Source organism: Peptoniphilus asaccharolyticus DSM 20463 (assembly GCF_900176115.1).
In the GTDB taxonomy this organism is placed as follows: Bacteria; Bacillota; Clostridia; order Tissierellales; family Peptoniphilaceae; genus Peptoniphilus; species Peptoniphilus asaccharolyticus.
Genome location: NZ_FWWR01000009.1, coordinates 1,008,190 through 1,027,675 on the forward strand (window position 1 = coordinate 1,008,190; position 19,486 = coordinate 1,027,675).

A 19,486-nucleotide genomic window follows, 5' to 3' on the forward strand; every position below is an offset into this window, starting at 1 on the left:
GGGCGAAAGATTTTACTCTCTCGCCCTGTGTTTTGCACCAAATATTATATAGTTTTAGGTGCAAATTTACTCTAACTCATTATCTTCTGTTTCTTTTTCACTTTCTTCTGCCTCTGAAAAGAAATCATCATCTTCCTCCTCAAATCCTTCAAGCTCCTTATCTTCCTTTTTCTTAACGACCTTAAAATAATATCCTGCACCTAATGCTCCTGCTACTACAAGAATGAGAATTAAGTAGGTTCCCATATTGCTGCTTTCTTCCTTTTTTACTGGCTTAGGTTCTTCTTTTTCAGGTTCTTCTTTTTCAGGTTCTTCTTTTTCAGGTTCTTCCTTTTTAATTTCCTGTTTTGGATCTTCTTTCTTTTCAACCATATTAAGAAGATCATCTTCGGATGCTTCTGTTAGGAGCATAACATTCTCGCTATCCTCATCGTGATTGATGATTAAATGGAAGGTCTTGCCATTCTTAGTAGTAAAGGTAACAAACTGTCTTGCATCCGCTGAATACATATCCGTTTCTCTCTTATCACTGCTATCTCCATGATGAATCGGATAATCCTTGTTCGCATTATCCTTATTTTCCGTAACAGTTCCTCGTGCCTTTGATGGAGCAGAAGCAACTCCTTTATTGGTATTTACTGTCTTACTTGAACCATCCATAGAGGAATCCTGACTGCTGTTATTGGCAGGTTGTTTCGGTGTCAGCTTATTGGGATAACGAACTTCTTTTTCTTTTCCATCGGTCTTGTCAACATTTGTGTCCTTTGTAATCTTTCCTGTATTATCCTGTGATGATGAGCCTTTACCCGTATCACTTACCGATGCTTGAGGGAAGTTTCCTGTTCCTGTTTTCATTCCAGAGATAGGGCTGATTGGAGTTACAGTAGGATTATGCGTAACTGTAGCCTTGCCAACCTCATTCGTCTTTTTCTCAAGCTCCTTAATTTTCTCAGTTAGCTTCTCAATCTCCTTTTTCATATCCGCCGATAAGTCCTTATCGTCTTTGCTCTTTTCAAGTTTTTCCTTCAGCTTATCTATTTTTTCCTCAAGGTCTTTGATTTTCTCCTTTTGCTTGTCGCTTAATTTATCCTTGTCCTTAATCTCCTGACTTAGCTTATCAAGTTTTTCCTGAAGTTCCTTAGATTCCTTTTCCATTTTTGAAATATCATCTTTGCTAAGCTCTGTTTGAGTTCCCTTATCTTCTGTTTTTGACTTTTCTGTCTGCGTCTGAGCATTACTTTCTAACTTTTTTACAATTCGGATAATACTATCGCTTCCATCACCTTTTACTGTGTAGTTTACAAAATCGTCATTAAAGCTCATGTTATCAGGAAGCATTTCAAGATCAGAAGCGTCAATCACCTGATTTTTGTCAAAGGAAGCTGAATACTCCTTATATACCTTTCCATCCTGATATTGATATTTGACCTTTACTTCACTTTTTGTCTGACTTTCCTGATCCTTTGTATCCTTATTGTCTGTTTGAGTTGACGCATTCGATACTCTCTTATATAAATCCTCTAAAGGTAATTCAAGGTAGGGTACACCGGTATGAAATCTGTTCCATGTTTCAATAATCAGCTTGTCTTTAACAATCTTAATTTCTTTTACATTGTTGATATTGGGATTTGCTTCCTTTACTCTGCCAATAATAGCGTTCTTTGTTTCCTCTTTAAGCTCTCCCTCATAATCAACCGTTACTTTCTCAATATTTCTATTTAACTGTAGAACAGGGCAGGTATAGACAATGACATTTGCTTTCTTTCCTTTTACAGTTCGTTCTTCTGCATTTTCTGTAATATCTCCAATATAGTAATTATCTTTATCTCTTGGAGAAACGATACTTGTAAAAGCACCTGTCCCTACATTATGAATTCGATAATATGGATAAGTTTTCTTTGTCATATATCTTAGATCATCTAACTGATTTACCTTGTCCATATTCTCATTGGTAAAGGTTTCATTATACTTATCGAGAACTACACCGCCCTTTTCTTCAAAGGATTTTGATAAGGAAAATTTAAAGTTCAATGGCTGACCTTCCTTATTTCCTTTTCCGAGATGATAAAATCCTCTAAAGGTGTCATCTGAAGTATGATCCTCAAATTTCAGTTCATAATATGTTTCATATTTTTCAGGCGGTTCATTTGACGCAAACACTGTCTTTGCACCAACTTTTAACACCCCTAAAACTCCACCCATTAACAGGGTAAAAGCTACAACAATGGCTGTAATTCTTTTATTTTTCAAACTGGTTTTCATTTGTTTTCTCCTTTTTCACTTCTGCTTTTTCTCTGTTTACTTTTGCCATTAAATCACTGATTGTAATGTTGTTCTTTCTGCAAATGGCAATAATTTCTTCGTTTTCAAGTTCTTCCTCACGAATGAACAAAGGCTCCAATTCTTCATCAATTAGAGCCTTTTTATCTTTTAACTTCTTTATTCTGTTTTTTACTGCTGTCAGTTCTTTTTTCAAATTGTGTCCTCCTTATCTGTTTACATTTGGCGGAAAGCCGAAGCCTACTGGATGGTGCTTGCAGAAAGACGCTATCCAATCATCTAAAGTTGTTACTCTGATTCGACCGATATTATCTATTACCTTGCCATCGCCTATATAAATGCCTACATGACCATAGGTAAGTCCTGCACTGCTTCCACTACTACTGCTTTCAACTGCAATAAGCATTCCTACCTTGAGTTTTGATTTATCTGATGTAAAGGTGTGGTTTCGGTACATATCACAGGCATTTCCTCCGATATATCCAAGTCCTGCATTTTGATAAACCTGCGATACCCACATAGCACACCAGCCTGCACCCGGAGATGGCGTAATGTATGCAGCATTTACAATCTTCTTTTGAACTTCCGTAGAAGCCTCATATTCTTTTCCACCTCCGATACCTCCATTGGAAGCAATAAGGTCGCTATTACCAAAGGCTTCTCCCATATTGCCTTGAGCAAGGAATAAAGCTTCATAGTGTTTCAGATTGTCAGGATAGTTTGCAAAGACTTCCTTTATAATGCTGTCCATTTCCCTTTTATGAAGGGTTACAATGAGTTTCTTGTACTCGTAAGGTTCTTCATGGCTTTCGGTATATTCATTTCCATCTTCATCGGTATAGGTTTCTGTAACTGTCCTGTATCTGATTTCTACTTCTTCCTTATACTCAAGGTCATACATGGACTTAAAAAGCTCATTTAATACAGAGCTTACTTCCGATACATTCTTTACTTCTCCGCACCTTGATGTAATGTAGGATAAAAGCTCATGTACATTATGCCCGATGTACTCTGTGTTATTTAGGATGTACTCGTCATATCCGGGATAATTCTCTTTGACATGATCAACCTCGTTTTGAAGCTCACTTTCCATAGCGGAAAAGTTCTGATTGATTTCATTTAGGACATTTGGCTTTGACAAATAGCTTGTTGTAAGAACAGAACTTGTGGAGTTCATAAAGCCTGTCATTCCCGTTCCTGCAAAGTTGATAAAGAAAGTTCCCAAAATAATAAGACCTATGAAAATAATCATAAGTCCCTTCGCTTTTCTTAATATAACTTCCTTTGAACTTTTAAGACTTCCTATAAGCCCTTCCTTAATGCGATCTCTAAGCCTTGACTTATTCTGCCTTTTAATGGAATCTTTCATCTGCTTTCGCTTTTGAAATCGCTTAAAGTTATTTGCTTTTTGATACTCCTGTGTCTTTTTCAGTTCTTCTTTGGCATCTCGAAACTCTAACTTGGATTTTCGCTTTCTAATTTTATAGTCCTTATTCGTAAGGTCATATCCTTTTTTTGCTCTTTTCTTATCTGAATAGTTCTTAATGCCATGAATGAGTTTTGAGCTTGTGTCGGCTGTTTTTTCTCCTGCCTCTACACCTTGATTTTCATCACTTCCATGTGATAAGTAATCTCTTACGGTTTCACTTCCTTTAGCAAGTCCTGATAAAGCGGACACCTTAGAAGCCTTATCCCTAAAAGTTCTTTCCTGTTCTTTAGAAAGCCTGTTTTTCTTTTCTCTATCCAGAATGGCTTCTTTTCCCCTTTTTTTACTGTCCGCCTTTTCCTCTTTGGCTTCTTTGTCCTTTTTTCTGGTATAGAGCTTATCGGAATAGTTTTTTCTCTTATAATTTTTCTTTTGAGCCTTTTGGCTTTTTGAAAAGCCTTTTGTATCTTCTACTTTATGCTGAAGATTATCCTCTACATCATAGGTTGACTCAAAATAGTCGCTATCCCTAAAGTCATTGTCATATCTGTCTATAATCCCATCATTGTCGAGGTCTTTTCCTAAAGGATCATAGATTTTTCCATCTTTAACCTCAGTAATATAATCAGCTTTTCCAATTTCTTCCTGACTTACACTTCCTGTTTCAGGACTTCTATACCTTGCATTGCTTTTAGAAGTTTTCCTGTTTAATTCAGTTTCTGAACTTCTCTTACTGACCTTTTCATAAACCTTATCTTGAAATCTGTCTTTGTCATGGACGATTTTCCCTCTGTAATCATCGTTATGCTTTAACTTACTTTCTTCAGGCTCTATGCTGCCATTACTTTGCAGCCTTTCCTTTTCAATCCTTGCCCTTTGCCTTTCCTTAAAGTCCTTTTTCAGCTTTTTTCCCATAAGCCTACCTCACTTCTTCAGGCTTGGTTGTCATCTTCTGATAAAGGATTGTGTCTTTCGGGAACTTATCAAGGAAAGGAACAATGGTATTTCCAAAGAACAAAAGTCCTTCCCCTGCATTGGAATTGGTTACATATTTTAGCTGTGGCTGTGATATTTTAAGTTTCCTTGCTAAAATTTCTCTATCGCCGCTTGCTTGATTAAGCATTAAGACAAAGTCCGTATTGTCAAAGATATTTTCTATCTCCTTACTCATCAGTAGGTCTTTGACATTCTGTGTAATGCCTGTCGGGATTCCTCCCCACTTACGAAATCTTTTCCAAATCTCTACGGAATAGGAAGCTGTCTGCTCGTCTTTTAAAAGCAAGTGAAACTCGTCGATATAGTACCTTGTAGCCTTATTTCCTCTGTTTTGCGATACCTTATTCCACACCTGATCCTGAATAACAAGCATTCCGATTTTTTTAAGCTGACTTCCAAGTTCCTTAATATCAAAACAAAGAAGCTGCTTATTTAAGTCCACATTGGACTGATGGTTAAATACATTAAGAGAGCCTGTTACATAAATCTCCATTTCCGTTGCCAGTTTTTTGCCGACTTTTTCTTCCTGATTTTTTAACATATCATACAGGTTTTGAAGAATAGGCATATTCCAAGGCTTTGGATTTTCAAAATACTTTTCATAAATCTTAGGTAGGCATCTATCTATAACCGACTTTTCTTCTGCCGTAAGACCGCTACCACCTACTACAAGCTCAAGCATTGACATAATGAAGTTTGCCTTATCTTTCAGCGGTGCGTCCCCATCGCCATAGTTCATATTTATATCTAAAGGATTGAGATAGTCTTTTGACTTACTGCTGACCTTTATGACTTCTCCTTTAAACTGACGCACAAGGTTTCCATACTCGCCCTCCGGATCGCAGATAATAACATCGTCATCGGTTGTAAGAATGGCATTTGCCATTTCTCTTTTTGCACTAAAGGACTTACCGCTTCCCGGAGTTCCGAGAATTAGACCGTTTGGATTTTTCAGTTTCTTTCGATCTGCCATAATCAGGTTATGACTTAGGGCATTTAGTCCATAGTACAAACTGTTCGCCGAATTTATGAAAAGCTCCTCTGTGGTAAAAGGCATAAATACTGCCGTAGATGATGAGGTTAGTCCTCTGTCAATTTCAATCTTATTTACCCCAAGTGGAAGTACACTGATTAAGCCCTGCTCTTGGGAATGGTCAAGCCTTTTTAACTTGCAATTATGCTTATTGGCAATAGAGCTGATTTGAGAAATGGTATTGTCCAGCTTTTGAATTGTCCTTGCAAAGTTCATAAAGATAATGGTTACAACAAACATTCTTTCATCTCTTGTCTGAAGATCTTTTAAGAGGCTTTTTACATCTTCCCCATAGGTGATTAAATCACTTGGAAGAATGTCCATATCATATCCCGACCTTACAGCCTTTTTGTTTTCCTCAATCTTCATCTTGTCAATATCGGTATTTTTCCTTTTTACCATCTTGATGGCTTCTGACTGTTCGATTGCCTTGATGTGAAAAGAAATATTGATGTTATCATCTATATCCAAAAACTCGGCAAGCATACGGTCTGAAAGCTCACTTGCAAGGATTTGAAAATGACTTGCTGCTCCGATAAATTTTCCAAACTTAAAATACCTTGACGGTGTAAAGTTAAATTCATCAGGAGCAATGTATGTCTTTGTGCTTTCTTTCTTCTTTAAGTCCTTATATGAAAATTCAAAGGTCTTATTCGGATTTAAAACATCATGAAGTATCTTTAGCCTTTCCTCTCCGTTAAGGCTTTCTGCTCTTACTCCCATACTTTTAAGACTCGATAATATATCTATCTCCAGTCTTTCCAGTTTTGATGTTGCCTGCTCTAAATTATCCGCTTCCACCGTAAAGGTTACATACTTTGATTTTTTCAGTCCGTTATTTCCCTTTACAATCTGACTTTTCAGCATTTCTCTAAACTCAAGGCGAATATCGTCAAACCCGTCCTTTTTATCCGGTATTTGAATAGCTGATTTCATTTCTTCATTTCTGCCAAGCTGATTAATATATGAAAACTCTATGCTGACACTTGGATCAAAGGAATTAAGAAAATTTGCAAACTGATTAAAAATCAAATCTCTATCTTCTTCTAAGGCAAGCTGATAGTTTATATCCTCAAAAGCGATACTCTTATTAAAATGCTTTTCATCAATCTGACATATCCCGCTTTTTAAAAGTCTAAGGTAGGGAATGGTATCTTCAACAGTGTATCTTTTCGGTTCTTTCCTAAAGATAAGGTCAAGTAATCCGCCCCTATCTTTTTTAGACTTTCCCTTATTTTGCTTTAAGTCCTGTTTTTGACTTCTTAACTTCTTTTGGTTTTGTTCTAACTTTAGCTGCTGAATCTTTCTTTTGTCTTTCAAGATAAACCTCCTTTCTCACTCTTTTTTGTGGCTGATAAAATTTATGAAGGTAAATATACTTAAAATATTTCTCAAAGCTAAGTCCGTCCTTTTCAAAAAGAGTGATGAAAAATATAGGGAGTGTGGACACAATGAGAAATATGACGGCAATATCATTTGGAACGATCTTTCGCATAAATAAATAGACTGGTAGTCCTACCAGTCCTGCGAGTGTGAAACCTATCATCTGCCTTTTGGTTAAGTTAAAAGCTACCTTTGTTTTTACCTTCTTTAGGTCTTTTGGGATTGGTACATACGCCATAACTTACCTCCCATCTTCTTTTTCCTTTGAAAGCTCTGCCATGTGTTCATAAACAGAGCCGATTTCTTCCTGAATGCTTTCTATCTGTTTATCTGTATTTTTGTTATATCTTTCCTGCAAAATACAAAAGTCATTATGGCAGCGACCGATGTCTTTTGTTCTTTCTTCCAAGTCATTAATCTTGCTAAAAAGTTTGATTCTATCAATCACCGCTATAACACCTGCTCCGATTACTACTGATGTAAATACTGTTTTTCTTTTGATCATCCTATCCTTCCTTTCTGTTAGTGTGCATTTAATACGCTTTTGGCCAGAGTTCCGCTCTTTAGCATCATTAGTCCCAGCAAAACCGCATATCCAAGTATCGTCATGGTACTTGTGTGTATATCTGTTATCTGTATTGTCTTAACTAATACTGCGTATATTCCAAGACAAACCATTAAAAAGAGTCCTTGTAGCCCAAGTGCAAATAGTCCTTTGATATAGTTTGTTCCGATTTGTCCCCACTCTTTGTTTCCCATTGTGGCAAATGGAATGGCTGAAACCGATGAGTAAATATAAATCTCAAACATTCTTCCGTAAACCACAAGCATGATTACAATAGAAATTACCTCTATGGCAACCTTTATGAGTGAGGTTTCAAAGAGAATCATGACAAGCTCTCCAAGCCCCTTTTCTTTTAAGGTATCCATCATTGCCACTATCTGATCTCCGGAAACGGTGGCAGAGGTATTTATCACCCCTGCCGCCTTATTTACCATATGTTGTGCCACATCAAAGACTGCCATTGAAAACTCAAAAGCATGAGATACTAACCATACAGCAATCCACATCTTGATGATGTACTTAAAAAATTCAAAGGTATCTGTATCGTGCATATTGTTTTTCTGCATTACCATATTGATAAGTTCGATACAAAGGACTGCTGTGATGATTAGTCCCGCTATGGGAATAATGACGGAATCGTTAATGCTTTTGATAAAGGTAAATACATCTCCATTCCACCCCATGGGAGTTTTTCCTACATCTGTTGCAACTGCACCAACTTTATCGTTGATGTCAAGAAACATGGACTCTAAGTTTGCTTGGATACCGCCCAGTAGAAGTTCCTTAAAAAATTCTTCTATCTTGTCGAATATTCCAAACATCTAAGCTCTCCTTTTCTTCTTACTTGAGTACATTGGCAAGAAGTGGAATCAGCTTAAGTCCGATAATGACAATACCGCCTCCTGCCATAAGCTGCTTTATTCCCAATTAGAGATTGTAGCTGACTTGTAGATTGTCCGTATTTCCTATGAAATTGTAATGTATTTCTATTATTTGGGTGATTTCTCCGTCCACTACTTCTTTTTCGTGAACATAGATTTTTGAGATGAGTTCATTAAGGGTTTCTTTGTCCAGCTTTTTAATGTTCTTGTGTTTTTTTATGAGTTTTATCCATTTGTAGATATTGACTTCATCCACTTTACTTGTAACAACCTTTTTTTCCATTTCCTCTATTCTTTTTGTTAAGAGGTCTTGCTCTGCTTGTGATTTTTCAAGTATTCTTTGGAAATTGATTTCGCTTATTCTCTTATCCATCCAGTCATCATAGAGCTTTTCAATCTTATTGCTTAGCTCAACTACTCTTTTACTGTCTTCTTCAATCTTCTTTGCGATATAGATTTGTTCTTCTTCAGCTTCACTATCTCTTGATTTTTCAAGAGCCTTTACAACTGCTTTTTCATCATTCAGTGCAAAGTCTGCATTTTTTCTAATATCCGCAAGTACAATTTCATAAAGAGTATCAAAGTATATTCTGTGCTGACTGCATAGGTTCTTTCCGTATCTGCGATAGGTGTTACAAGTAAGTATCTTTTCTTTGTTCTTTGAGTTGTTTCTTCCAAGATTTAAGGCTTTCCCACAGTCAGGGCATCTAACAAGTCCTGCAAAAATACTTTCTTCTCCGGTCTTAAATGGTCTTTTCCTACTTTGCAGTTTTTCATTCGCCATTTTATAGGTATCTTCTGAAATGATGGCTTCATGTGTGTTTTCAACCACGATCCAATCATTCTTAGGCTTATCAGATAACCAACCAATCTTAAATTGATAGTTTGCTTTCTGACTTGCCGTATGACCTAAATACGCAGGATTTTCTATAATTTCTTTGATTGTGGTACAGTCCCACCAATACTCTCCATCTTTTACAGTCTGCTCTAACTTTGTGGTCTTGTTTCTAAGTCCCTTTTTCCTGTTCCACCAAGTAGGTGTTGGAATTTTCTCGTCAAAAAGTATTCTCCTGATAGCTTGTACGCCATATCCACTGATGGCAAGGTCATAGATTTTCTCAACTATCCACGAAGTTTCTTCATCTATCATCAGTGTGTGCGTATCATCCGGATTTTTCATATATCCAAATGGTGCAAGGCAACCTGTAAATTTTCCTTGCCTTGCTCTTGTTAGATAAGCAGACTTCATCTTTTTTGAAACATCTCTTGAATAAAACTCGTTTAATACATTCTTAAAGGGTACTATCTCATTATTATCTTGTAAGGTATCCACTCCGTCATTGACTGCGATATATCGAACGCCATTTTTAGGAAAGAAATTTTCTGTATAATATCCTGTTTGAAGATAGTTTCTTCCAAGTCTTGATAAGTCTTTAGTTATGACTATATCAATCTTTTTATTTTCAACATCTCTTATCAGTCTTTGAAATGAAGGACGGTTGGTATTTAAGCCTGTATATCCGTCATCTACATAGACATCAACTATATTCCAACCTTTGGACTTTACATAATGTTCAAGCATATCCCTTTGATTTTGTATGCTGGCACTCTCTCCTTTCTGCTCATCATCTTTAGACAGTCTGCAATAAATTGCAGTCCTATATGAAAAGTGATTTGAATTGCTTTGTATCATTTCCTATTCCTCCTTTGGATTTTTAGGAATGACACAACTTTCTCTAAAACTGTCTTTAGTATAGCACATGCTGCCATCTTTTTCAATATTATATTTAGTATGTTCAATATTTATATTTTCATCATCGCTATATTCACTTCTGCTTTTATCTTTTTTTATCAATTTCACAAACGCTTCCGTTCCTGTTCTTGATGTTGCATAACTTCTCTTTACAATGTATCTTGTAGGCTGTTTGTCCATAAAGTTCTCCTTTCATTGCAATAAAAAAAGCGATTAGATTTTTTAACTTTTCTAATCGCTGCTTACTCGTCTATTAAATTTTGTGCTTTTTTCATTTTCTCTTTACTCTGTGATTTTCGTCTGTCTTGCCCTGTTACCCTTAAAGGTAAACACATTTCTATTATCCTTGAGTAAATTCTATTTAGCATTACATCATCTTGTTCAGCTTCAATATCCTTGAAATTAAGGTTTGTGGTTATAATGGTTGGTCTTTCCTTTAGGTATCTTGCATTGATTACATTGTATATCTGCTCTAATGCATATTCTGTATTTCTCTCTATTCCAAAATCATCAAGTATTAAAAGTGTCGGACTTGTTATACTTTCGATATACTCATTTCTATCTAGGTTAAAGCCACCTTTTTGTAAATCGTTTAATATCTGGGCAAAGTTTCTCATTTTTACAGAATAGCTATATTCACTAATGATGGCATTAGCTATTGAACAAGCTATATAAGTCTTTCCACTGCCTACATTTCCATAAAGTAATAAGCCTGTATTATCTTTTCTCATTTCATCAAAGTATTTTACATAGTTCTTTGCTTTTCTGATGATGTCCTTATCGGTATATTCATCGGCATTTTCAAAGGTATAAGCTATTTGATTTCTTGAGATAAAACAGTTTCTTCTAAGTCCATCTTGTTTCATAAGTTTTTCTCTAATTTCTTCCTGTTCTTTTCTGTCCCTATCACATTTACAAGCTGATCTAGGAATAAATAATGTATTGTTAAAAAACGGAATAGGTTTGCCATCTATTCGCTCATTACAAGTCTTGCAATAGATATGTCCATCTTTTTCGTAGTGTTTTTCTTTGTTGTAGGTAAAGTCTGTACCCTGAATTTGTGTAGTTACCATATTTTGATTTTCTTTATTATTCATAGTTTTAATTCTCCTTTTCTATATTAAGATAGTGGAATGCGTTTTAAGGCTTATTTTTATCTTAGCCATAGTTTGATACCTCTTTTAGCTTTAACGCTCTAAAAACACTTTTCCCCCACTTTATAGAGTGTCGCTATCCTCATAGTTAGTTGAGTAGGTTTTAGAACCTCCATTGTGAATATTTTTCTGTGTTAGTTTTTCTTTATCCTGCTCGTACCAGTTAAGAATGGTAACATAGTGATTTTTATAGTTTTTTCCACTGCTTTCAATATATCTTGATAACTTGTCTATCATTGTGTCTGTATATTCTTTTAGCTGTTCCTTGAGTTTCCCGTATTCCTCATCCGTTAAAGAAATATTTTTATATTCTCCATAAAGGATTGGGGTAGACATTTGGGTTTCTTCTTTCCCCTCTATTCTCTTATCTCTATTCTCTGGTGGACAAACGGCGGACATTTGTCCACCATCATTTAGGCAAGTGTCCTCTAAAAGTCGTATTTTTTCTTGATTTTCAAGCCTTGCTTTTCGCTTTCTTTCGCCCTCTGTTGATGATTTCCCAATGAATAGCTCTATATCTGCCATATACAAAATGTTATCCGGCAATTGTTCTATCAGTTCCAACTCCAAAAAGATTTTTATTGCCCTTTCTACAGTACCAACTTGATGGCGAGTTATGGTGGCAATCATTTCTGTTGTATATGGCATATTATCTCTGAAAATCAACTTACCGTTATTTTTAAGGCTCATCAGATACAGCTTTAGTAAAATGTTGGAATACATAATTCCATCTTTCATACTCTCAAGTAAGGTTATGGTTTCGCTTGTAAAGAAATCTTCCTTTAGCTTGAGATAATAGTATTTTTTGTTATCACTCATTTTCTTCTCCTTGTAATAAAAAAGAGAAGCAGATTATTTTTCCACTTCTCTAATCAATAATAAATTATTTTGGTTTCTATAAATTGTGCAACGGGAATTGCACGATTTTCAATTAACTTTATTTTTTCTTGTAATTCCTTAAAACTCTTTCTACCTGTTCTTCTAATTGCTCTCTATCAGGAATATATAAAGTGTATTTAGAAGCAAATATCTTATTGGACAAACTGCCAAGTGCATATTCTGCCTGTATACTATCCTTATCTGTACAAAGGATAATTCCAATCGGCTCATTATCCGTATCGTCATTAACTTCCGTCTTGTAGTAGTTAAGATACATATTGATTTGTCCCACTGCTTCCGGCATTAGCTTACCTGTTTTAAGTTCAATAAGCACATAACTTCTTAGGATTTTATTGTAAAATACCATATCAACATAATAATGGGTATTTCCAAGTGTTACCCTTTGCTGAGAACCAACATACATAAAGCCCTTTCCAAGTTCAAGCAAAAATTTTTCAATATGAGTTATTAAGGCTTTTTCTAAATCACTTTCCATAACCACTTTTTCTTCGGGCAGTCCTAAAAATTCAAATACGTAAGGATCTTTTACAACATCACTTGCCTTATTTATTTCATTTCCCTTCATGGCTAACTCCAATACCTTTTCTTTATTTTCATCTCCTGATGAAAGTAAAAGTCTTTCAAAAAGTGATGTTTTTATTTGTCTTTTTAGCTCTCTTACAGACCAATTTGCACTTACCGCTTCTTTTTCATAAAAGCTTCTTTTCTTCTCATCGCTTATGGAAAGAAGTTCGCAATAGTGCGACCAACTTAATTTTCCAGACACCGTCTGGAAAATCGGAAAACTCAAATAGAAATTTCTCATATTAAACAAGTTGGATTTTGAAAATCCCTTGCCATATTCTTTTGTAAGCCTTTTTGATAAGTCTGTTACTAATTGTTTCCCGTATTCAGCTCTATCAGAATTTCCCTGTTCATCTTCTACGATAATTCGCCCAATCTCCCAGTAAGTTTGAATAAGGATATTATTAACTTCTCTTGCAACATTATTTCGTGCGTTGTCCATCAATTCTTTAATGCTGCTATATACATCTTTATGAATTTTATCTATTTCGTTATTCATGTAGATACCACCTCTTTATCTGCTAAGATTTTAATTATTATACCATAAATATTGAGTATATTCAATATTCTGTTATTTGTATGCCTAAAGGAAGTAACAAATCGTTACCACCTCTTAGTTTTTAAGGAAGTCGCACTTTACGACACCCTTTATGTTTATATCTGCATTCCCAAAATGGGTACACAGCCTTATGCACCAAAATAGTGCGTCAGTTTGTAGTACTAAATAATTTGCTCACTCCCTACTAAATGTTGTCCTATTTTAGGATTTCATCTTTCTTGTTCCGTATATTTTTCTTTTGCTTTTTGTTTGTACTGCTCCTTTCTTTCCTCTTGCTCTTGGAATTTTTTCAGCTGTGCAATAACACTTGGTTTATCTCCTCTCTTAATTGCCTTGTCTATCTCTATGCTTAGGTCTATTCCATACTCTTCATTGACAATCTTTACTGCATATTTGATATGGTCTATCTGCTTAAATTCGTCTTGAACTTTAGCTTTATCTTTGGTTAGCTCTTGTATCTGATTTTCAAGGCTTGATATTTCTTTCTGCCAATCACTCGACTTTATAGCTGATGTTCCAGTAAATTTTTCTATGATCTTTCTTGCTCTTTGGTATCTGTCTATTTCTTTTTTATGGGAATTGTAAAAACTGTCTTTGAATAGTGTCTTGCTTTTGTATTCCTGATAGACTTCTTTGTTTTCTCTGATAGCGTCTATGCAGCTTACACATTGATTTAGGTCTTTTATTCTTTGTGTTTTATCTTGAATATCACCACTTATCTTTTTACTTTGCTTTGCCAGTTCAAAGACTTTTCCTTGTAGGTCTGCTATGGTTTGAAGATGATTATCTTTCAAATAGTAGATTGCTTTTACAAATCTCTTTAGGTCTGCATTTCCCTTTTTTATCTGTCCGTAGTAGGATAAATCTTTTGTTTTTTCTCCCTGTATCTCGTTGTAGATAGAAATATACTCATAGAGGTTAAAGAGTTCCGCTTTGTTCTCCAGTTCATCTTTCTTGGTCTGTTTATACTCATCGTATTTTGCTTGCAGATTTCCAAGTAAAGAGTCTATCCAAGAGGTGATTTCTTTTATCTTGTTCTTGATGGCTTTTACTAAAGAGTTATGCTTTTTAATTTCTCTATTGATATTTCCTTTGTCGGTTTCGATTCCTTTTTTCTCTAAGGCACTGGCACTTGCTCCCATGTGAATGGTTGGGATTTCTTCTATCCCTTGTCTTTTGTAGGAACGATGATCTACTCTCTTTTCCTGATGATTTTTTTCTAAATACTGATTACAAAGGCTTGCAAAATTCTCTCTCCATTTCTCTGCGTTTCCTTTATCGTTCCAGTCTGTCAGCTCTACTTTTCTTGTTTTGTAGTTTCCGCTTTTTAGTTTTATCTTTTCTCCCTTTTCATCAAGTACATATTCCTTTTTGCTTTTTGCCAGCCACTCTCCTTTTTCATTGATTGGTCTAAGGGTAGTCATAATATGAGCATGGATATTGTTATTTTCTTCATCACTTTCATCATGGATTGCAAGGTCTGCTATCATTCCTTTTGACACAAAATTTTTTTGTATGAATTCGGTAATGAGGTTTTTGTTTTCTTCAAAGGATAATTCTTTCGGTAAGGCGATAATGAAGTTTCTTGCAAGCTGTGCATTGCTTGCTTTCTCATTTAGTTCAACGCTGTTCCATAATGTAGTTCTATCTTTTAATGCTATGGGAACATTCTCCGGCAAGAAGATTTCTGAATGTAAAAGTCCCTTTTTATTATGGTAATCGTGAACTTCTCCGTCCCATTCATTTTTGATTTTCTCACAAGAGATATATGCTGCACTTGCAACTGCCGATTTACTTTTTCCTCTGCTTATCATAGAAATATTAAAGTGAAATGTTTCTGCCACTTTTAAGCTCCTTTCATTTTTTGTTTGTTTTCAGGTAAAGGAAAAAGCAGACAGGTTATTTTTTGTATCTTTTCCTATCTACTTTATCCGTATGTTTTTATTAAGTTTTGGATTTTTAAAGACTTGCTAAAATCCCTTAGTTTTTCTAAGGGCGCAATTATACACCCTAAAGGGTGCTTTGCGTTCTGCGAAGCTTTTTGCCCTTGCAGGGAGCTTCTGAAAAAACTATGGTTTTTTATTTTATCTACTCTATCTCTGTTTCATCTTCCATATCTTTTCCGTTTATCATTTCTTCATAGGCTTGTCTGTATTCTTTTGTGTGAGTAGCAACTTTAAGTAATTCTTCTATCTCATCGTTAGTAAACATGATAGGATTTTTAATGACTCTTTCTACTATCAAGCCTCTTTGTATGAGCCTATGATTTCTTCTTTTTCGTTCCTTTTCGTTTGCAAGTTTTTCTAATTTCTTGCCTTGATTTTGTAATTGTTTCAGCTTCACATCGCACTTTTCTCTTTCTTGCTGAAGTTCAGAAATTTGTTCCTGTACTTCCTGTAATGTGTTTTCTTTCTTCATTTTTCATTCCTCCGTTTTGGTATCTGCTTGTTTCCATAAAGAAAGGTTAAGCACCTTTTTTTGACACTTAACCTTTCCAAGTTTTTAGATTTTATCTTCTAAAATCTTTCTCAGTTTTTCTAAAATCCTATCCCTCCTCCCACTGATTGCTTGATGTGTAACTTTCTCTCTTCTGCTGATTGACCTTAGACTTTCTTCTTTGTAGAAGATGGCTTCCATCAACTCTCGTTCTTCTTTTAAAAGAGTATTTAATGCTCTATGAAGTTCTTCAATTCGCATTTTTACTTCTACAATTTTTTCTAAGTCTATCTTTTCATCTATGATGTTATCTACAAAGTGTCCATCATGATCCAGTGCCGAAAATGGTATTACATTATGCTTCCAATCTTTTCTTTGGAGATACTTTTCATGCTCTGTTATCTTCCAATAGGCTTTGTAGACTTCTTCACTTACAGGTACGGCTTTGCCTTTTACATAAAGGTAATATTCTTTCTTTGCCACTTAGTCATCCTCCTTTTTAAGTTCTCTGTTTTGGTTTTGAGAATAAAAAAGGAGGACTTCTACACTTTGACGTAAAAAGTCCTCTCGGCTTAAAAACTAATGTTTTATATAATTTTCTATTTTGTTGTTTCTGGTAAAGTATTATTGCTATGTGTAAGCAATTCCAAGAATAAAAAAGGATAATTATATCGTTCTGTGAAAACCGAAACTATAAGTTTTGACATAATTATCCCTCCATTATTTTCCCTCCTAAGTAAATTTATTATTAAATCACTCCTGCTTTTTCAAAATGCTTTTTGAGTATCTTTGTTGCAACGAATGCTCCTATGCAAGCAAGAACAAAAGTTATCAAGCCAAATCCTACTGCCCACGAAACTTTGAAATAAGATAATGCTTCATTTATTTGTGCTTCGCTCATTTTCCATTTTGATGCTCTTTCCACAAAAGAAGCTGTCCCGAATAAAATCACAGGAATTACTGTTCCTAAAAAATCTGCTAATGCAAATATCCCATATCCAATAATCATTCGTCCCTTGCTCTCATAATTTCCTATAATCAAATCACATATAATTCCACCGATTACAGCAAAGACTGCATGAGGCAAATGTCCTCCTGACAATGCAATTAAACCAAGAAGCGTTCCTGATATTGTAAATACGCCCTTCTTTTTAACTTTCAAAGCCATAAGTATATAAACGGTAGCAGCTACCATAAAGCTAACTCCTGAAGCAATAAATCCTCCAATCACTGTTGTTGCCATAGCAAATGCAACCACCATGTATATGACAATTCCAATTGCATTAAAGATTCCGATTGTAATAAAATCACGACCATTTAATTTGTTTTTCATAAAAGTCCTCCTAATAAATTTTCTGTATTACTATCACAAGAGCAATCATCAAAGCTCCTAATAGTCCAATCAACAAATCCGCCCATCTAAACCTCAATTTTGTCAATGTAACCCTGTTCTCATCACTATCAAGTCCTCTAATGAGTGCTGAAGCTGACAGTTCATCTGAAATCTTAATCATCCTCATTAAAAGTGGAACAAGCGTATATTCAATATATTTAAATGGATGTAGCAACGGGAAAAATCTACTTGTTACGATTCCTCGAATCTTCATATTCTCTTTTAATGCCTTGAGTTCTATTCTTATAGTTGGTACAAACCTAAGCAAAACACTAAAAGGTATACCAATGCTTCTTGGTACTTTCATTCTATTTAATGCTTCAAGCATTTCACTTACACTTGTAGTCTTTGTTATATATCCACCAAACATAGCAATTAAGGTCATCCTTGATGCAAAGTAAATAAACATATATATTGCAAATACGATACTTGCTTCACGAAACTTTCCAAGCCCTAACTCTATGCAGTATAAAAGCACAAAAAACAAAATAAAGCGTAATGCTCTTTTCCACATACTACTGTATACATACAGAAAAAAGGCAAAGACAATCAGTCCGAAAAGTAGGATTGTATCGCTTATAAAAAAGCTGGTAAAGGAGGCAATTGGAAGTAGAATAAGTTTTATTCTCGGATCGACTGTTTTTCTATCTATCAAGTTCTCTACCTCCTCTCATCTTGTCTAATATGAGAAATTTATTACTTTCACTCATATTCAGAACCTTTTCTATTTTTCCATCTCCCATTACCCATAGCTCACTCACTGTGTTTGCTAAAAACTCAAAATCATGACTTATCACCAAAACTGTTGTCCCATTTTTTAATTGTTCTTCAATCAGTTTTGCGACTGAAAGCATTGAGTCTTTATCACAACCTGATGTTGGTTCATCATAGATGAAAACTTTTGCCTGTTTCATCATTCCACAAGCTATTGTCAATCTTTGTTTTTCTCCTCTTGATAAAGCAAACGGATGCTTGTCTATATATTTATCTAAGCCAAGTACATTCAAAATAAACTTTGCCTTTTGGGTATTTTCTTTTTTAGTTTTACTTGAAATACCAAGTAGCATTTCATCAAGTACACTTTCCGAAAACAACTGATAGTCTGAATCTTGAAAGACAAAATATGACATATCCATTAAATCTTTGTGATTAAGCGACTTATCTTTTCCCGCCCATATCTTCCCCTCTTTTATCTTCTCAAGTCCTGAAAGCACTCTTGCAAAGGTAGTTTTCCCGGTACCATTTAAACCGATAAGACCAATGGCTATTCCGCACTCCATATTAAAATCAAGATGATTTAAAATGTACTGTTTTTGCTTCTTTCCATCCTTAGCTACATTCGGATAGCAAAATCTCAAGCCTTTCCCGCTGATACTTTCATCATTTAATTGATATGAGCCTTTCTTCTCACTTATCCTGTATTCTTCTAATTCAAGAGTTCTTAATCCATTCTCATCCCAAAACTCCCCTTCAAGATGAATAACTTCTTCCCGACTCAAGTCCAGTGCAATTTCTCCATCTTTCACCAAAAGAAAACGGTCAAATAAAGATTTTACATAGTACAAACGATGTTCAATTAGAACAACTGTTGTTCCTTTTTTCTTTAATTTTTCCAAAATTAAAAACAGGTCAAATGTTGCTTTCATATCCAAATTTGCTGAAGGCTCATCTAAAATTAAAACTTTCGGATTCATTGCATAGATGCTTGCAATAGCTATCTTTTGTTTCTGCCCGCTTGATAATTCAAAAACAGATTTTCCTTCCAGTTCCTCAATATCCAGTTCTGCATATACTTCTGCTACTCTCTGTTTTATTTCATCTCTTGATTTGCAGATGGTTTGAAGCCCAAAAGCTATTTCTTCATCTGTCGTTGTCGTAAAAAACTGACTTCTTGGATCTTGAAATACAGTCCCTACAATATGCCCTATTTCATGAAGCGATAACTTGCTTATATCTTTTCCGGACGCAAAGGCTTCCCCTTGCATTTTGCCTTTGTAATAATGTGGAATAAGACCATTCATTACACTTCCAAGAGTGCTTTTACCACTTCCACTTTTCCCTGAAATTAAAACAAATTCACCTTTTTTAATTTCAAGATTGACATTTTTTAAAGCAGTTCGTCCATCTTCCCATTCATAAGAAACATCTTTTAGCAAAATCATG

At 35.1% G+C, this 19,486-nt stretch carries 19 protein-coding genes; all 19 read right to left on the reverse strand.

Going from position 1 to position 19,486, the window contains the following annotated elements; translation table 11 throughout:
- Positions 1-66: 66 nt before the first annotated feature.
- The 19 genes from B8869_RS05830 to B8869_RS05920 all read right to left on the reverse strand — a co-directional run bounded on the left by B8869_RS05830 (position 67) and on the right by B8869_RS05920 (position 19,485).
- Positions 67-2,262, reverse strand: coding sequence for a CD1107 family mobile element protein (locus B8869_RS05830; protein WP_084230721.1), 2,196 nt, complete (start codon positions 2,260-2,262; stop codon positions 67-69).
- Positions 2,240-2,476, reverse strand: a complete 237-nt coding sequence (locus B8869_RS05835) for a hypothetical protein (RefSeq protein ID WP_000711923.1) — start codon at positions 2,474-2,476, stop codon at positions 2,240-2,242. The genes B8869_RS05830 and B8869_RS05835 overlap by 23 nt, the downstream gene beginning before the upstream one ends.
- Before the next feature lie 12 nt (positions 2,477-2,488).
- The gene (locus tag B8869_RS05840) at positions 2,489-4,621 is read right to left on the reverse strand and encodes a CHAP domain-containing protein (protein ID WP_084230722.1); all 2,133 of its coding nucleotides are present in this window, start codon (positions 4,619-4,621) and stop codon (positions 2,489-2,491) included.
- Positions 4,622-4,625: 4 nt separating this feature from the next.
- Positions 4,626-7,055 (reverse strand): VirB4-like conjugal transfer ATPase, CD1110 family, encoded by a 2,430-nt coding sequence (locus B8869_RS05845; RefSeq protein WP_062404933.1) that lies wholly within the window; start codon positions 7,053-7,055, stop codon positions 4,626-4,628.
- Entirely contained in the window at positions 6,967-7,356 is a 390-nt protein-coding gene (locus tag B8869_RS05850; protein ID WP_084230723.1) for a PrgI family protein, read from the reverse strand. The genes B8869_RS05845 and B8869_RS05850 overlap by 89 nt, the downstream gene beginning before the upstream one ends.
- A 3-nt stretch (positions 7,357-7,359) precedes the next feature.
- Positions 7,360-7,623, reverse strand: a complete 264-nt coding sequence (locus B8869_RS05855; protein ID WP_000595841.1) for a hypothetical protein — start codon at positions 7,621-7,623, stop codon at positions 7,360-7,362.
- A gap of 17 nt (positions 7,624-7,640) precedes the next feature.
- Positions 7,641-8,504, reverse strand: a complete 864-nt coding sequence (locus tag B8869_RS05860; RefSeq protein ID WP_084230724.1) for a VirB6/TrbL-like conjugal transfer protein, CD1112 family — start codon at positions 8,502-8,504, stop codon at positions 7,641-7,643.
- 19 nt (positions 8,505-8,523) lie between these two features.
- Complete coding sequence (locus B8869_RS05865) at positions 8,524-8,610, reverse strand: Maff2 family mobile element protein (RefSeq protein ID WP_084230725.1); 87 nt, start codon at positions 8,608-8,610, stop codon at positions 8,524-8,526.
- The gene (locus B8869_RS05870; protein WP_084230726.1) at positions 8,611-10,257 is read right to left on the reverse strand and encodes a recombinase family protein; all 1,647 of its coding nucleotides are present in this window, start codon (positions 10,255-10,257) and stop codon (positions 8,611-8,613) included. It lies immediately after the preceding gene.
- Between the two features lie 3 nt (positions 10,258-10,260).
- Positions 10,261-10,497 carry a hypothetical protein gene (locus B8869_RS05875; RefSeq protein WP_084230727.1) on the reverse strand — a complete coding sequence of 79 codons (237 nt, stop codon included), beginning with the start codon at positions 10,495-10,497 and terminating at the stop codon, positions 10,261-10,263.
- Positions 10,498-10,559: 62 nt separating this feature from the next.
- Positions 10,560-11,414, reverse strand: a complete 855-nt coding sequence (locus B8869_RS05880; protein WP_084230728.1) for an ATP-binding protein — start codon at positions 11,412-11,414, stop codon at positions 10,560-10,562.
- Between the two features lie 120 nt (positions 11,415-11,534).
- Positions 11,535-12,290: a phage replisome organizer N-terminal domain-containing protein gene (locus B8869_RS05885; protein ID WP_084230729.1), complete on the reverse strand. Its 756-nt coding sequence runs from the start codon at positions 12,288-12,290 to the stop codon at positions 11,535-11,537.
- 118 nt (positions 12,291-12,408) lie between these two features.
- Positions 12,409-13,434, reverse strand: coding sequence for a PDDEXK nuclease domain-containing protein (locus B8869_RS05890; protein WP_084230730.1), 1,026 nt, complete (start codon positions 13,432-13,434; stop codon positions 12,409-12,411).
- 269 nt (positions 13,435-13,703) lie between these two features.
- Entirely contained in the window at positions 13,704-15,338 is a 1,635-nt protein-coding gene (mobQ, locus tag B8869_RS05895) for a MobQ family relaxase (RefSeq protein WP_084230731.1), read from the reverse strand.
- A 244-nt stretch (positions 15,339-15,582) separates the two neighbouring features.
- Positions 15,583-15,912 (reverse strand): DUF3847 domain-containing protein, encoded by a 330-nt coding sequence (locus B8869_RS05900; RefSeq protein WP_000712033.1) that lies wholly within the window; start codon positions 15,910-15,912, stop codon positions 15,583-15,585.
- A gap of 84 nt (positions 15,913-15,996) precedes the next feature.
- Positions 15,997-16,413, reverse strand: coding sequence for a sigma-70 RNA polymerase sigma factor region 4 domain-containing protein (locus tag B8869_RS05905; RefSeq protein WP_084230732.1), 417 nt, complete (start codon positions 16,411-16,413; stop codon positions 15,997-15,999).
- 265 nt (positions 16,414-16,678) lie between these two features.
- The gene (locus B8869_RS05910) at positions 16,679-17,263 is read right to left on the reverse strand and encodes an MptD family putative ECF transporter S component (protein ID WP_000791750.1); all 585 of its coding nucleotides are present in this window, start codon (positions 17,261-17,263) and stop codon (positions 16,679-16,681) included.
- Positions 17,264-17,273: 10 nt separating this feature from the next.
- Positions 17,274-17,978, reverse strand: coding sequence for an energy-coupling factor transporter transmembrane component T (locus B8869_RS05915; RefSeq protein WP_000567178.1), 705 nt, complete (start codon positions 17,976-17,978; stop codon positions 17,274-17,276).
- On the reverse strand, positions 17,968-19,485 hold the full coding sequence (locus B8869_RS05920; protein ID WP_084230733.1) for an ABC transporter ATP-binding protein: 1,518 nt from the start codon (positions 19,483-19,485) through the stop codon (positions 17,968-17,970). Before B8869_RS05920 ends, B8869_RS05915 begins: the two co-directional genes overlap by 11 nt.
- Between the last annotated feature and the right edge of the window lies 1 nt (position 19,486).